At 69.6% G+C, this 14301-nt stretch carries 6 protein-coding genes; 1 reads left to right on the top strand and 5 read right to left on the bottom strand.

The window, feature by feature from the left end; translation table 11 throughout:
* Positions 1-2 precede the first annotated feature (2 nt).
* The gene (gene pbpC / locus IMZ29_RS10800; protein ID WP_216183595.1) at positions 3-2345 is read right to left on the bottom strand and encodes a penicillin-binding protein 1C; all 2343 of its coding nucleotides are present in this window, start codon (positions 2343-2345) and stop codon (positions 3-5) included.
* Positions 2332-7527 (bottom strand): alpha-2-macroglobulin family protein, encoded by a 5196-nt coding sequence (locus IMZ29_RS10795; RefSeq protein WP_216183593.1) that lies wholly within the window; start codon positions 7525-7527, stop codon positions 2332-2334. Before IMZ29_RS10795 ends, pbpC begins: the two co-directional genes overlap by 14 nt.
* Before the next feature lie 112 nt (positions 7528-7639).
* Here IMZ29_RS10795 and purL point away from each other — a divergent pair, with 112 nt between their 5' ends.
* The gene (purL, locus tag IMZ29_RS10790; RefSeq protein ID WP_371820226.1) at positions 7640-11659 is read left to right on the top strand and encodes a phosphoribosylformylglycinamidine synthase; all 4020 of its coding nucleotides are present in this window, start codon (positions 7640-7642) and stop codon (positions 11657-11659) included.
* Here the strand turns inward: purL and IMZ29_RS10785 are convergent, their stop codons facing one another.
* The 3 genes from IMZ29_RS10785 to IMZ29_RS10775 form a co-directional block, all read right to left on the bottom strand.
* A complete protein-coding gene (locus IMZ29_RS10785) occupies positions 11660-12595 on the bottom strand; it encodes an EAL domain-containing protein (protein WP_216183589.1) in 936 nt (311 codons plus the stop codon).
* Positions 12592-13173 (bottom strand): CSS-motif domain-containing protein, encoded by a 582-nt coding sequence (locus IMZ29_RS10780; protein ID WP_216183587.1) that lies wholly within the window; start codon positions 13171-13173, stop codon positions 12592-12594. The genes IMZ29_RS10785 and IMZ29_RS10780 overlap by 4 nt, the downstream gene beginning before the upstream one ends.
* A 90-nt stretch (positions 13174-13263) precedes the next feature.
* Entirely contained in the window at positions 13264-14298 is a 1035-nt protein-coding gene (locus IMZ29_RS10775; protein WP_216183585.1) for a DctP family TRAP transporter solute-binding subunit, read from the bottom strand.
* Between the last annotated feature and the right edge of the window lie 3 nt (positions 14299-14301).

Below are 14301 nucleotides of genomic sequence, written 5' to 3'. Positions count from 1 at the left end.
CATCACGGCGCGGCGAAACCCGCGACCGTGAAGCTCACGCTGTCGTAGCGGCCGGTGGCATCCACGGCCGTGAGGGCATGCTCGCCGTTGCGGCGAAAGCGCAGCAGCGGCGGGCCGGCATCCCCCGCCACCGGTTGACCATCCAGCAGCCAGCGCAGGGGCGGCTCGCCACCCCGGATCTGGAGCTGCACCACCACCTGGCGCCCGCCCGCGGCAGGCCGCAACACCGCGGCGGGTTCGATGCCCTGGATCTTCAGCGTGGCTGCGTCCTGCACGGGGCCACAACCCGGCAGCCAGGCCGCAGGTGCCGTCGGTGGCGCCACACCGCGCAGCCCCAGCCACGGGCGCACAGCCACGGGCCAGGTCGCCACGCGCTGCGCATCGGCCAGGCCTGAGCAGGCCGGCGTCGTGCGCAGCCCCGAGGCGGGGTCCGTCCAGATCGTTTGCACGAGCGGGCCGCCCAGGCGGTCCGGCAGCGTGGGCGGTGCCGTGTCGTCGAGCAGCCAGGCGGTACGCCGCACCTGACATTGGCCGCTCGGCGTGTCGGATTCACGGGTGCCCAGGGGCCAACAGATGGTCGCGCGCGTCACGCCGGCCGGCACGGCGCGTGGCGCGGCGCGATGGGGCAGGGCTCGGGCGATGTCGGACAGCAGTGGCGCGGCCGCGTTGGCACCGAAGTAGCCCGGGTTGGGTGTGCCATCCGGTCGGCCCACCCATACACCCAGCGTGTACTGGTCCGTGACCCCAATGGCCCAGGCATCGCGAAAGCCGAAGCTCGTGCCCGTCTTCCAGGCCAGCGCCGGGCCTTGCCGCTGGAACGGCCGATCCGGGTGGCCGCCCGTCTCCAGGATGTCGCGTACGATGAAGGCGGCACCGGGGCTCATCAGACGCTGCTCCCGCACCGGATCCGTGGGAGACAGCCGGGGCGTGCCCGCCACGCCGTCACGGGCAAACGCCCGATAGGCGCCCACGAGCTCGGTGAGCGTCGTGCCACCGCCGCCGAGAATGAGGCTCAGGTTGGGTTCGGCGCCGTCCGGCAGCCGCAGCCGCAGGCCGGCCGCGCGCAAATGCACCGCAAAGCGCCGGGGCCCGACGTGATCGAGCAAATCGACCGCCGGGATGTTGAGCGAGCGCACCAGCGCCTCGGACAGACTCACGGGGCCCGTGAAGCCGGCCTGGAAGTTGCCCGGCCGGTAGCCGGCGAACGACTGCGGGGCATCCACCAGCAGGCTCTCGGAGTGCACCAGCCCGTCGTCCAGCGCCATGGCGTAGAGGAACGGCTTGAGGGTGGACCCGGGCGAGCGCGACGCGAGCGTCATGTCCACGAAGCCCGCGCGCTGGCGGTCGCCGTAGATGGCCGTGCCGGCGTGCGCCCGCACGGCGAGCGTGTCGTTGTCCATGACGATCGCCGCGAGCGAGACATGCGGGGGCAGCGTATGCGCACGGTCGCGCAGCAGCGTTTCGAGCATGGTCTGCAGGTTGGCATCCAGGGTGGAGTCGACCACGGCCTGGGTGCTGCCGCGCCGCAGGCGCTCTGCGGCCAGGGGCGCCAGCCAGCGCGCGCGCAACGGCGGCGCCAGCACGTTTTCCAGACGCGCGTCATCGACGTCGGCCTGAGACCAGATGCCGAGATCCGCCAGGCGTTGCAGGACCTTGTCGCGCGCCGCGATGGCTGACTCGGGGTGACGATCCAGGCGCAGCCGCGAGGGGGCCTGCGGCAGGGCCGCGAGCAGGGCGGCCTCGGCGTGGGTGAGCGCGGAGGCGGGCTTGCCGAGCCAGCTGCGGCTGGCCATTTCCACGCCTTCGACGATCCCGCCCATGGGCGCATGGTTGACGTAGAGCGTGAGGATCTCGTCTTTGGACAGATGCCATTCCAGCTGCAGCGCGCGCAGGATCTGGCGCAGCTTGGTCCTCGTGCTGCGCGTGTCTTCTTGCAGGGAAGGGTCCACCAGGCGCGCCACCTGCATGGTGAGCGTGCTGCCGCCGGAGACGATGCGGCCGTGGCGCAGCCATTGCCAGCCTGCGCGCGCGAGCGACCACGGATTGACGCCCGGGTGCCAGCGAAACGCGCGATCCTCGTAGCCCAGCAAGGCCTCGAGGTAATAGGGCGAGACGTCCTCCAGGGTGACCGGATAGCGCCAGACGCCATCGGGACTGGGCCAGGTGCGCAACGGGATGCCGTCTGCATCGACCACCACCAGCCCGCCCGGCGATTCGGGCAGGGGCAGGGGATGACGCCAGTCGGCCCACAGGGCCAGCAGGACCAGGCCCGCGATCGCCGCCGCCGCGAACCGCAGGCGTCGTCGACGCCCGGGCCGCGGCGGCGCTGGCTCAGCCTCGGCCATCGGTGACCTGGATGCGGCCCGCCGGCGCCCCGATGGCACGGATCTCCGGCCGGTACATGTCTTCGACGAAGGCGGGCGGAATGACGTAGCTGCCCGGGTTCGTGACCTGCACGCGGTAGAAGAGTGTGACGGCCCGATCCAGGCGCAGGGCGGCCACGAAGCGATCGTCGCGGTATTCCCGGTAATCCACGTTGGTGTTCTGCAGCGTGTCGCCCAGGCGATCGCCCCCCAGTTCCAGGCCGTTCATGGCGTCGTCCGGCGAGAGCGCGAGGTTCTCCACGTCGAAGCCGGCCGGCACGCGGTCGACGATCAAGGCGTTGGCCAGCGGCGTCTGGGGTGTGGCGCGCAGGCGGACGATGAGGGTGTCGCCCGTGTGCAGCGGCTCGCCGCTCCAGCGCCGGCCGTCCGGGAAGTACCACTGCCGTTCGATCGACACGCCGCGGGACACCGGGGCGGGCGGGGCCACCGGCACGCCGCGCACGTCCACCTCCACGAAGATCGGCGTGGTGCCCGTGTTGACCAGGCGTGATGTGGTGGCCTGGATGGCGTCCAGCGTCACCTGCTGTTCGCCCTGGGCGCTCAGCACGCGGCTGCCGGCGCCTTCGAGCGCCACGCGCCAGTCGGCCCCGCTGCGCACGGCCGTGGCCTGATGAGCACGCACGAGCGCGAGCTGCTCCTGCGTGGAGAGCCATTGCCGGCCATTCAGCGCACGGGCGAGCTCTTCCAGCAGCACTTCGCGACGCGGATGCTGCAGGTCGTTCTCGACCATCACGGCATAGGCCAGCGCACGGTCACGGATGGCGCTGCCGTAGTCGTCGAACCACTCCCCATAGGTGTGGCTGCCGGGCTGGATGCCGTATGGCCGGTTCAGCGCGGCGTCGAGCGCCGCGCGGGCGCGGGTGCGGTCACCCGTCAGCTGGAACGCGGCCGCCAGGTGCACCAGCGGCAACGGCGAACGCGCCCGCTCCGCATAGCCATCGTAGAGCTGGCGCAGCGAGGCCAGCGGTGCCTGGCGTTCGCGGGCAAGCACATAGCCGGCATAGGCCAGGCCGGCGAAGCGGCGATGGCTCTCGCGCAGGAGCGCATAGTCGTTGCTGTCGACGCGCTGACCGGGCACGAAGCGCTTGAGGGCCTCCGGCAACGCGGCAAAGCGCGTGGGGCCCTCACGCAGGCGGGCGAGCAGCCAGTTCTGGCCGCGGTCCACCGCGCTCTGCGGCACGGCATGGCCCGCACGGCGTGCATCCAGCAGGAAGCCCAGGGCATAGGACGAGAGCCACACGTCGCCCGTGTCGCCATCACCGCCCCAGAGCGAGAAGCTCCCGCTGGCCGACTGGCGCCCAGCGATGCGGCCGATAGCCCCCTGCACCCGACGATTGCGCTCCTCGACGCTCAAGTCGCGCATGCCGAGGGATTGGGCGAGCTCCCGGTCGATGACGAGATACGGGTAGGCGCCGCTTGCCGTCTGCTCCGTGCAGCCGTAGGGGTAATTGAGCAGGTCATTGACCAGCGCGCGCACGTCGTAGGGCGGCTTGTCGGACGCGGTCACGCCCACCGTGGCCGAGTCGGCATGCAGACCACGCACGGCATCCGCCCCCAGCGGGGCGGACTGGCCCGGCTCCAGGCGCAGGCGCTGTACGGTTCGCGAGGGCGGGGTGGCGGGCGTCACGGCCAGCAGCGACTGACGGCGGATGGCGATGGCTTCCGGCCCGCCCTTGCCATTGACCGTGAGCGTGAGCAGGGCGTCGCCTGCGCTGCCCGTGGCTCGCACGTCGATCGATACCGTGCGCCGCTCGTTGTTGGCCAACGAGAAGGACTGCGGCCCGCCTGGCACGGAGACCGGTGCCTCGGCCTGCAGACCGACGGTCACCTGCTGCGTATGGCCACTCAGGTTGGTGACGTCGAGCGCGAGGGCGGCCGTATCGCCAGGGGCCAGGAAGCGCGACGTGGAGAGCTCGGCCACGATGGGCGCGGCCAGGATCATCTCGCGTTCGGCCGTGCCGTAGCGATCCTCGGTGAAGGCCGTGGCCATGAGGCGCAGCGTGCCGTTGAAGTCCGGCAGCTCGAGCGGCACGCTGGCCTTGCCATCCGCCCCGATCTGCACCGGCCCGGAGAAGAGGTCGACCAGCTTTACCCGGGTGGGCATGCTCTGGGTGTCACGACGATCGGCATCGCCACCCCACTTCAGGCGACCGCGCTTGCCCTGCATCGCCTCGATGAGGCGGCCATACATGTCGAGCATCTGCGCGCCATAGCGCTGCTGACCGAAGAAGAAGTCGAAGGCGTCCGGCGTCACGAACCGCGTGATGTTGAGGATGCCGACATCCACGGCTGACAGCGTCACCCACGCCGTCTCGCCGGGCTTGGCGCCCTGCACGGTCAGCACCACCGGTTGCGTCTGTTCGGGGCGCGTGCGCGCGGGGGCATCGATGGCCACGTTCAGGCGTCGCTCCTGACGCGCAATCGGCAGATGCAGGAGCCCGACGGCGCGTGCCGGCGTGACGCGCGACTCGCCTTGCGCGCCCGGCCGGAACGCGATCACGGACACGTACAGATCGTGCCGCTGCCAGTCCGGATCGAACGGGATCTCGAGCGTGGTGCCGTTCTGGCTCACCGGGACGCGGGCGCTCCAGAGCACGCGGTCGCCCTCCACGGTGACGAGCGCATGGCCGTCGTGCGGGGGATTGAGTGCGAGGCGGATGGGATCGCGGCCGTTCAGTGGCGCATTCTCCAGGCGCATCTGGACGCGATCCGGGCGGTTGCCCATGGCCTCGGCATCCTGGGCGTCCCAGCCTGCATAGAAGCGGTACTTCAGCGTCTGCCCCGTGTCGCTGTCCGTGATCTCCAGGCGGTAGCGGCCCCAGTTCACCGGCACGTCGAGCGTGGTGCGCTCGCGCAGATCCAGCATGCGGGAGTCGACGAGTTCATCCGCCTCGGTGTAGCCGCTGTTCCAGCCGCCCTGGTCGTCGAAACGCCAGTAGTACTCGCGGCTCTCGCGATACAGCCGCACCTGGGCGTCGTCCTGCGGCGCGGCGGAGCCGTCGCGATTGACCCGCGCGACCTCGAAGGTGGCCCGCGTGCCTTCCTGGACCACGTCGTTGGTGAAGAGCGGACGCGCGCCGATCAGGGTGTCGGCCGGCCACACGATGGCCGTGGCCGTGCGCACCACGGGCCGTCCGCCCGATTCGAGCAGGGAGAGGCGCGTCTGCACCCGCATGGGCGAGCGCGCAGCACTCAGCTCCAGAGGCACGTCGATCTCGGCGCGGCCTTCGTCGTCGAGCGTCTGCTCGGGCAGTTCCTGCCATTGGCGGCGCTCGTCATCGGCGACGTCGCCGAAGATGAAGCCGGGCAAGGCTTCGGGCAGCGGGATGCGGGCGCGCTCGACGCCCAAGGTGCCCAGCAGCCGGTTGCCGCCGGCGGGCGCGCCGTACAGATACTCTCCCAACACGTCGATGCTGAGCGGCTCATCGGGCAGCAGCGAGGTGGCCGAGGGCGTCAGGACGAGCTTCATGCGTTCCGGGAGGAACTCCTCGACCTGGAAGCGCCAGGCCGTGTCCGGCGCATCGGCCGCGGGGTCCAGGCGCAGTTCAAGTGTCCAGGTGCCCGTGGCGGCGTCCTGGGGCAGGGCGACCGGCTGCTCCAGGTAGCCTGGCACGCCTTGCTGAGGCTGCCAGACTTCCGAGCGCACGATGCGTCCGTCCGGGCGCTTGAGGGTGGCCGTGAGCGGCGCCTGCGGCAGCATCTGCCCGTCGGCGCCGCGCAGAAGCACCGACAGTGTGAACGTCTCGCCAGGGCGATACAGGTCACGCCCCGCGTAGGCAAAGACCCGCGTGGTGGCCGAGGGGTGGCCCGTGGCCGCGAACTCCGACAGGTCCAGCGCGGGCTGTTGCAGCGGGATGAGCGTCTGCTCGTCGCCGCGTTGTGCGATCAGGAGGCGCGCCGTCGGGAAGCTGCCGCGAAAACTCGCCTGCCCGAGCGCGTTGGCGTCGGCCATGGCCAGGGACTTGCCATCGCCATCCATGAGCTGCAGCGTCACGCCCGACAGGGCCTGGCCCGAGGTGAGGGACGTGGTGAAGGCGTCGATCTGCGTGGGATGCCGATGGGCATGCACGCCGATGTCGCTCACATAGAAATAGGTGACCTGGTACTCGTACCGGAAACGCCCCGGCTCGCGCATCACGGCCACGTAGATGCCAGGGGCGTGCAGCGCCGGGATGTCTTCGACGGGCAGGAAGGTGGTGTGGCGGCGGTCGGGTGTCTCGTCGGCCATGAAACGGCCGGTGAAGGCGCTGTCACTGATGCGATTCAGGCGATCCAGATCCCACAGGCCGACGCTGCCCTGCAGGCTGCGGTTGCCCGCGTACCGCCAGTCGCTGTCTTCGTCCTCGTCCTCGCTCTCGGTGGTGTCGCGTCCGATGCCGAGCACCGTCTCGTAGAAGAAGGGGACGCGCTCGGGCTTGATGCGCAGGAACTCGACGTCGATCTCGGGGACGTTGACGGTGACCACCGGCAGGCCGCCATTCTGACCTGCCGGCAGCACGACGCCCCGGCTCGCGAAGTAGTAGGCGGGCGGCATGGCCTGGCTCGTCACCTCGCACGACACGGGCTCTGGCAGGCGTGCGCCATCGGACGCGCGCAGCTCGCCCTTGCCGGCGACGGTGTAACGACGCTGGGGCGAGACTTCGGGGAAGTAGACGACACGCGGATTGTCGGCCGCCACCCACGCGCCCGCGACAGGCTTGCCCACGACGGGCTTGGGCGCGGGCTTGGGCGTGCCCGCTTCGTCATCGCCCGATCGGCGGCGGACGGGGGCGGCCGGCGCGCCCAGATCGCTCACGCTCAGCAGCTGCGACAAGTCCTGGCCCGCGGCGAGGGGTTGCGTGAAGGTGAGGGCAAGCGCCGGCGCGTTCTCGAACAGCCGGGCGCTGCAATCGAGCAGGGCGAAGGCATCGGCGTTGGGGCTCGGGGCTGCCGGCCGGGTGGCGATGGCCGTGACGGGGGTGCGCGAGCCGCTCGCAATGACCTTCACCGGCGCCGTGGAGGGCGCTGAGGCCGCGGGCTCGGTGGCCGAGGCGGGCGGCGCGCTGGCCCGGGTACTCGCCCACCAGCCGCCAGCGGCAGCCGCACACAACAACACGACGCCGGCGGCGATCTGCGCCGCGGTGGTTTCCTTGCTTCCCGCCATCCGAGTGTCTCCTGCGCCAGCCGGGCGTGGCCGGCCCGGCGACATTGTGCCAGCAAGCCGCGCGACGCACAGTAAAATGCGTGTTCTTTCCGCCTCTTGCACTGTCTGCTCCGTGCCCAATATCCTGCGTCTGCCCGGCTCCCAAGCCTTGTCCTCGTTCCGTCGTGAGCGCCTCCTGGCCCGTCTGCAAGCCCTCGGGGCGCCCGTTGCCGATGTCCAGGCGCAGTACGTGCACTTCGTGCATGCACCCGCCCTTGCCGCGGCCGAACGTGAACGGCTGGATGGTCTTCTCAATTACGGCGAGCCGGCGTCGGCCCCCGTGCAAGGCCTGCAGCTGCTCGTCATTCCGCGTCTGGGCACCATTTCGCCCTGGGCCAGCAAAGCCACGGACATCGCCCGCAATTGCGGCCTCGAGGGCGTGCTGCGCGTCGAACGCGGCGTGCTCTACACGCTCGTGCCGCAGCGCGGGTGGCTGGGCGAGAAGAAGATTCCCGCGGAGACGCTCGCCACCCTGGCCAGCGCACTGCACGACCGCATGACCGAAACGGTGGTGGAAGCCGGCTTCGATGGCGCGCCGCTCTTTGCCGACCTGCCGGGCAAGCCGCTTTCCACCGTGCCGGTACTGGCCGAGGGCCGCGCCGCGCTCGAAGCCGCCAACAGCGGCCTGGGCCTGGCACTCTCGACCGACGAAGTCGATTACCTGCACGAAGCCTTCACGCGCCTGCAGCGCGATCCGACCGACGTCGAGCTCATGATGTTCGCCCAGGCCAACAGCGAACACTGCCGCCACAAGATCTTCAATGCGCAGTGGAAGATCGACGGCGCGGAACAACCCAACACCCTTTTCGGCATGATCCGCCAGACCCACGCGGCGCAGCCGCGCGGCACGGTCGTGGCGTATTCGGACAATGCGGCCATCATGGAAGGCGGCCCGGCCGAGCGCTTCCATCCGGCGGCGGACGGTCACGTCTACGCGCCGCGTGATGCGATCGTGCACACGCTCATGAAGGTGGAGACGCACAATCACCCCACGGCCATCGCACCGTACCCGGGCGCCTCCACCGGCGCGGGCGGCGAGATCCGCGACGAAGGCGCCACGGGCCGTGGCTCCAAGCCCAAGGCTGGCCTCACAGGCTTCACCGTGTCGCACCTGCGCCTGCCCGACGCCACCCGCGGCTGGGAAGCCGACCACCACGGTCTGCCCGAGCGCATCGCCTCGCCGCTGTCGATCATGATCGAGGGCCCCATCGGTGGTGCTGCCTTCAACAATGAATTCGGCCGGCCCAACCTGCTGGGCTACTTCCGCGCGTATGAACAGACGGCAGGCGGCACGCGCTGGGGCTATCACAAGCCCATCATGATCGCGGGCGGCCTGGGCAGCATCGACGACGGCCTCACCCACAAGAATCCCTTGCCGCCGGGCTCGCTGCTGATCCAGCTGGGCGGGCCGGGCATGCGCATCGGCATGGGCGGCAGCGCCGCCTCCAGCATGGGCGTGGGCAGCAACACCGCCGAGCTCGACTTCGATTCCGTCCAGCGCGGCAATCCCGAGATCGAGCGGCGCGCGCAGGAAGTCATCGACCGCTGCTGGCAACTGGGCGAGCGCAACCCCATCCTGTCAATCCACGACGTGGGCGCGGGTGGCCTGTCCAATGCCTTCCCGGAAATCGTCAATGATGCGGGGCGCGGCGCCACCTTCGATCTGCGCGAAGTCAAGGTCGAGGAAACCGGGATGTCGCCAGCCGAGATCTGGTCCAACGAATCCCAGGAGCGCTACGTCCTCGCGATCTCGCCGCAGAGCTTGGCGCAGTTCGACGCGCTCGCCGCGCGCGAGCGCTGCCCCTATGCGGTCGTCGGCGTCGCAACCGAGGAGCGCCAGCTGCGCGTGGTGGACGCCGAAGGCCTGTCGCCGCTGCCGGGTGACACGCCGGATGCCGCGGCCCGTCCGCGTCCGGTCGATCTGCCGATCGACGTGATCCTCGGCAAGCCGCCGCGCATGTTGCGTGACGTCAAGCGTGAGCCCGGCGTGCGCGAGGCGCTGGACATTGCCGGCATCGACCTCGACCAAGTCGCCCTGGACGTGTTGCGCCACCCGACCGTGGCCAACAAGACCTTCCTGATCTCGATTGGTGACCGCACTGTGGGCGGCCTGTCCTCGCGTGACCAGATGGTGGGCCCCTGGCAGGTGCCGGTGGCCGATTGCGCCGTGACGTTGGCGGATTATCGCGGTGTGCGGGGCGAGGCCATGGCCATGGGCGAGCGCAGCCCGCTCGCCGTGATCGATGCCCCCGCGTCCGGCCGCATGGCCGTGGCCGAGGCCATCACCAACCTCATGGCCGCGCCCGTGGCCACGCTGGAAGACATCAAGCTCTCTGCCAACTGGATGGCCGCTTGCGGCGAACCCGGTCAGGATGCGGCGCTCTACGACACCGTGTCGGCCGTGAGCGCGTTCTGCCAGCAGGTCGGCCTGTCGATTCCAGTCGGCAAGGATTCGCTGTCCATGCGCACGAGCTGGCAGGAAGCGGGTGAAGATCGCAAGGTCGTGGCACCCGTCTCGCTGGTGGTGACGGCCTTCGCGCCCGTGGCCGACGTGCGCCAGGCGCTCACGCCGCAACTGCGCAAGGACGTGGGCGATACCGTGCTCATCCTCATCGACCTGGGCAAGGGTCGCAATCGTCTGGGCGGCTCGATCCTCGCGCAGGTGCTGAACCAGGTGGGCGACAGCGTGCCCGATCTGGAAGACGCCGAGTCCCTGCGCGCGGCGTTCGCCACGGTGCGTGCGCTGGCCGAGCAGGGGTCTGTGCTCGCCTACCACGATCGTTCCGATGGCGGGCTCTTTGCCGCCGTGTGCGAAATGGCCTTCGCGGGCCGCACGGGCGTGTCGCTGAACCTGGACATGCTCACCTTCGATGCCAACGCGGCCGATTGGGGCGATTACAAGATCCGCGCCGAGCAGGTGGCGGTGCAGCGGGGCGAAGCGGTGCTGCGCGCGCTCTTCAACGAAGAAGCCGGTGTCGTGTTGCAAGTGGCGGCGAACGAGCGTGATGCCGTCATGAGCGTGCTGCGCGCGGCAGGCCTCTCGGCGCACTCGCACGTGGTAGGCAAGCCCAACACCACCGACGAGATCGAGGTCTTCAGCGATGCCAAGCGCGTCTGGGGCCAGCCGCGGGTGGTGCTGGCGCGCGCCTGGAGCGAGGTCAGCCACCAGATCATGCGCCTGCGCGACAACCCCGCCTGCGCCGATGGCGAATACGACGTGTGGCTCGATGCCCGTGATCCGGGTCTGAATCCCCAGGTCGGCTTCGATCCGCAGGAAGACGTCGCGGCACCCTTCATCGCCCGCGGTGCGCGTCCACGCGTCGCCGTGCTGCGCGAGCAGGGCTGCAACAGCCACGTCGAGATGGCCCATACCTTCCACAAGGCGGGCTTCGAGGCGTGGGACGTGCACATGACGGATCTGCTCTCGGGCCGCGTCAAGCTCGACGACGGCTTCAAGGGTCTCGTGGCCGTGGGCGGCTTCAGCTACGGCGACGTGCTGGGCGCCGGCGAAGGCTGGGCCCGCACCATCCGCTATCACCAGGGCCTGGCCGATGCCTTCGCGGCCTGGTTCGGCCGCGACGACACCTTCGCCCTGGGCGTGTGCAACGGCTGCCAGATGATGGCCGCGCTCGCGCCGCTGATCCCCGGGGCGCAGGATTGGCCGATGTTCACCACCAACCGCTCGGAGAAGTTCGAAGCGCGTCTGTCGCTGGTCGAGATCCCCGAATCGCCGTCGATCTTCCTGGCCGGCATGGCTGGCACGCGCGCGCCCATCGTGGTCTCGCATGGCGAAGGCTTTGCGAACTTCGATCGTCAGGGCAAGGCCGACAAGGCGCTGGGTGCGATGTACTACGTGGACAACCACGGTGCACGCACCGAGGCCTATCCGGCCAACCCCAACGGCTCGCCGGGCGGTCTGGCGGGTGTGACGACGGCGGATGGCCGCTTCTCGGTCTTCATGCCGCACCCGGAGCGCGGCGTGCGCAACGTGCAGCTCTCGTGGGCGCCGGCGCGCTGGGGCGCGGCCGACGCTGGCGGTGACGATACGCCGTGGATGCGGATGTTCCGCAATGCCCGCGTCTGGGTGGGTTGATCAGCTGAACAGCTGATCAGCGGGCAGGGGTCGCGAAAAAAGCCACCCCTGTCCGAGCAGGTTGGGATCCAGGCTGGCCAGGTAGGCGGCCTGACCGTCCGTCTCCACGCCTTCGGCCACCAGCGCCACGCCCAGCACCTGACCCATCTGCACGATCTGCGGCACGATGTTGGCGGTGTGATCATCGCCCAGCGCGGTGATGAAGCTGCGGTCCAGCTTGATGCCATCGACCTGCAACTGCGACAGATACGACAGGCTGGAGTAATCCACACCGAAGTCATCGATAAAGACGCCGTGACCCGCCTGGCGCAGACGCTGGATGCCCTGGGCCATGGCCGCGCGCGCGGCTGTTGAGCGCTCGGTGATCTCGAAGCCGAGGCACGCGGGATTCAGGCCACGCCGCTGGAGCTCACGCGCGACGAAGCGTGCGAAGCCGGTGTCCAGCAGATCCGACGCGGAGATGTTGACGCTCACCTTGAAACCGATGTTCTCCACGAGCGCTGTCGCGAGGTCGTCCAGTACGCGCCGGACGACGAACCGGGTGAGCTCGCTCACGAAGCCATCCTGCTCGGCGATCGGCACGAACACCTCTGGGCTGATCGTGCGGCCCTGGGCATCGCGCCAGCGCAAGAGCGCCTCGGCGCCCACGCGCTGCCGATCCGCGATCCGCACGATGGGCTGGTAGACGACCTCGAGATCGCCCGCCGTGAGGGCCTTGCGCAACTGACGGCCCGGGGCGCGCAGGCGCGCTACCGCACCGTCGACGATGAGGCCCAGGCCCAGCCCCACCAGCGCGCCGGCGGCGAGCAGGCCCAGGAAGAGGGGCGAGGTATAGAGCGGCGCCGGACGGCGCACGGTGATGAACAGGCACCCGGACAGGGTGCATACCGTCTCGTAGCGACGGCCCGCTTGCTCCACCACGGCCCCGTTCGTCATGGGCAGCGTCTCGAGCGGTAGCGCGGGGCGACGCGGAGGAACTCGACACGGGTGGCGCCATCGTAGGCAACCACCACGTAGTCGAAGCTGGGTGGCACCAGATTCGCGTAGGTGCCGCGCGCCAGCGAGACGTTGGCGGAGCCTTGTTCGATCATGATGATGCGCGCATCGGCCCCTTCGGCGAGGGGCGCATCGGTAACGACGCGCCGTCCCCGCTGGGTGGCGTAATCCGGCGGTGGCAGTGGCGTGGGAGGATCGATGACGCCGTTCCAGGCATCGCACATCTGATGGCGGTCCGGCGAGATGCGTCCCGCATTCTTCAGGACCGCAGAGCTCAGGACCAGCGTGCGCTGGTGCGCGATGTCGGGCGCTGAGCAGGGGATGAAGGGGCTCGTGTCCACCCGGGTGAGCACGGACAGTGCTTCGGCGCTGTAGGCATCGGCGCGCACCGTGTATTGCCGCCCCTGCTCGCGGGTATCCTGACCGCGCTGGCGTTCAACGAGCCAGGCCCCGGCCGCGGCGCCGGCAACCATGCCGGCGAGCGCGAGCGACAGAACCCATGCGGTGGTGCGCAACATCCAAGACCCTAGCTGGCGAGGCGTCCGCCACGGCCAGGGATAGCCGTGAAGCGACACCGGATTCTAAACAGAATCCGGTGACCGCTGCGATCATCGCTTGCGTGCAGCGATGGCTTTTTCCGCTTCGTCCACGAGCGATTCGCCGATCTGCTTCTTCCACTTGTCGTAGACGGACTTGGTCGCAGCCACGAAGGCGTCGTGCTCGGCGGGCGTGAGCTCGGTGATCGTGACGCCGTTGGCCTGGATGCCCTCGAGCAGCGAGCGGTCGGCGCCGCTCATGCCCTTACGAGCGATCGCGATCTCCTGCTGGCCCGCGTCGATGGCGGCTTGGCGGACGATGGCTTGGTCTTCCGGCGTCCAGCTGTTCCACACGTCGCGGTTGACGACGAAGACGAGCGGATCGTTCACGTAGTTCCAGAGCGTCAGGTACTTCTGGCCAACGCTGTAGAGCTTGGAGCCGTTGTAGATCGAGACTGGATTCTCCTGGCCGTCGACGGCACCGCTTGCCAGCGCCGGTTGCGCGTCGGCCCAGCTCATCTGCGTGGGGTTTGCACCCAGGGCGGTGAACGTGTCGATGTAGAGGGGCGAGCCCACCACGCGCAGCTTCAAGCCCTTCAGGTCCTCAGGCTTGCGGATCTCGTGCTTGGCGTTGCTGAGCTGGCGGTAGCCGTTCTCGCCCCAGGCAAGCGGTACCACGCCGGCCTTCTCGATGAGCCCGAAGATCTGCTTGCCGACCTCGCCCTGCGTGAGGGCGTCCACCGCCGCGTAATCCGGCATCAGGAAGGGCATGGAAAAGAGGTTGAGCGCGCGCACCTGCGGCGACCAGTTGATCGTCGAGCCCACGGCCATGTCGATCACGCCCTGGCGGATGGCCGTGAATTCGCGGGTCTGGTCGCCCTGCACGAGCGAGGTGCCGGGATAGATCTTGATGTTGATGCGACCGGCGGTGCGCTCGCGCACGAGGTCCGACCAGATCGTGGCGCCTTGACCCCAGGGAAAGCTCGTGCCCACCACGATGGAGAGCTTGTATTCGGACTTGTAGGCGGGCGCCGCCAAGGCCTGGGGGGCCAGCGCGGCGGCCGAGATGGCCAGCAGGCCGGCACAGAACGATCGCAACAGCTTCATGAG

The sequence above is a fragment of the Verticiella alkaliphila genome, assembly GCF_018904615.1.
GTDB lineage: Bacteria > Pseudomonadota > Gammaproteobacteria > Burkholderiales > Burkholderiaceae_B > Verticiella > Verticiella alkaliphila.
This window is presented reverse-complemented; position numbering and strand designations above follow the sequence as displayed.

Bases quoted from the DNA above. Each gene is read 5' to 3' on its own strand.
- pbpC (WP_216183595.1), bottom strand. From the start codon at position 2,345: ATGGCCGAGGCTGAGCCAGCGCCGCCGCGGCCCGGGCGTCGACGACGC.
- IMZ29_RS10795 (WP_216183593.1), bottom strand. From the start codon at position 7,527: ATGGCGGGAAGCAAGGAAACCACCGCGGCGCAGATCGCCGCCGGCGTC.
- IMZ29_RS10785 (WP_216183589.1), bottom strand. From the start codon at position 12,595: ATGACGAACGGGGCCGTGGTGGAGCAAGCGGGCCGTCGCTACGAGACG.
- IMZ29_RS10780 (WP_216183587.1), bottom strand. From the start codon at position 13,173: ATGTTGCGCACCACCGCATGGGTTCTGTCGCTCGCGCTCGCCGGCATG.
- IMZ29_RS10775 (WP_216183585.1), bottom strand. From the start codon at position 14,298: ATGAAGCTGTTGCGATCGTTCTGTGCCGGCCTGCTGGCCATCTCGGCC.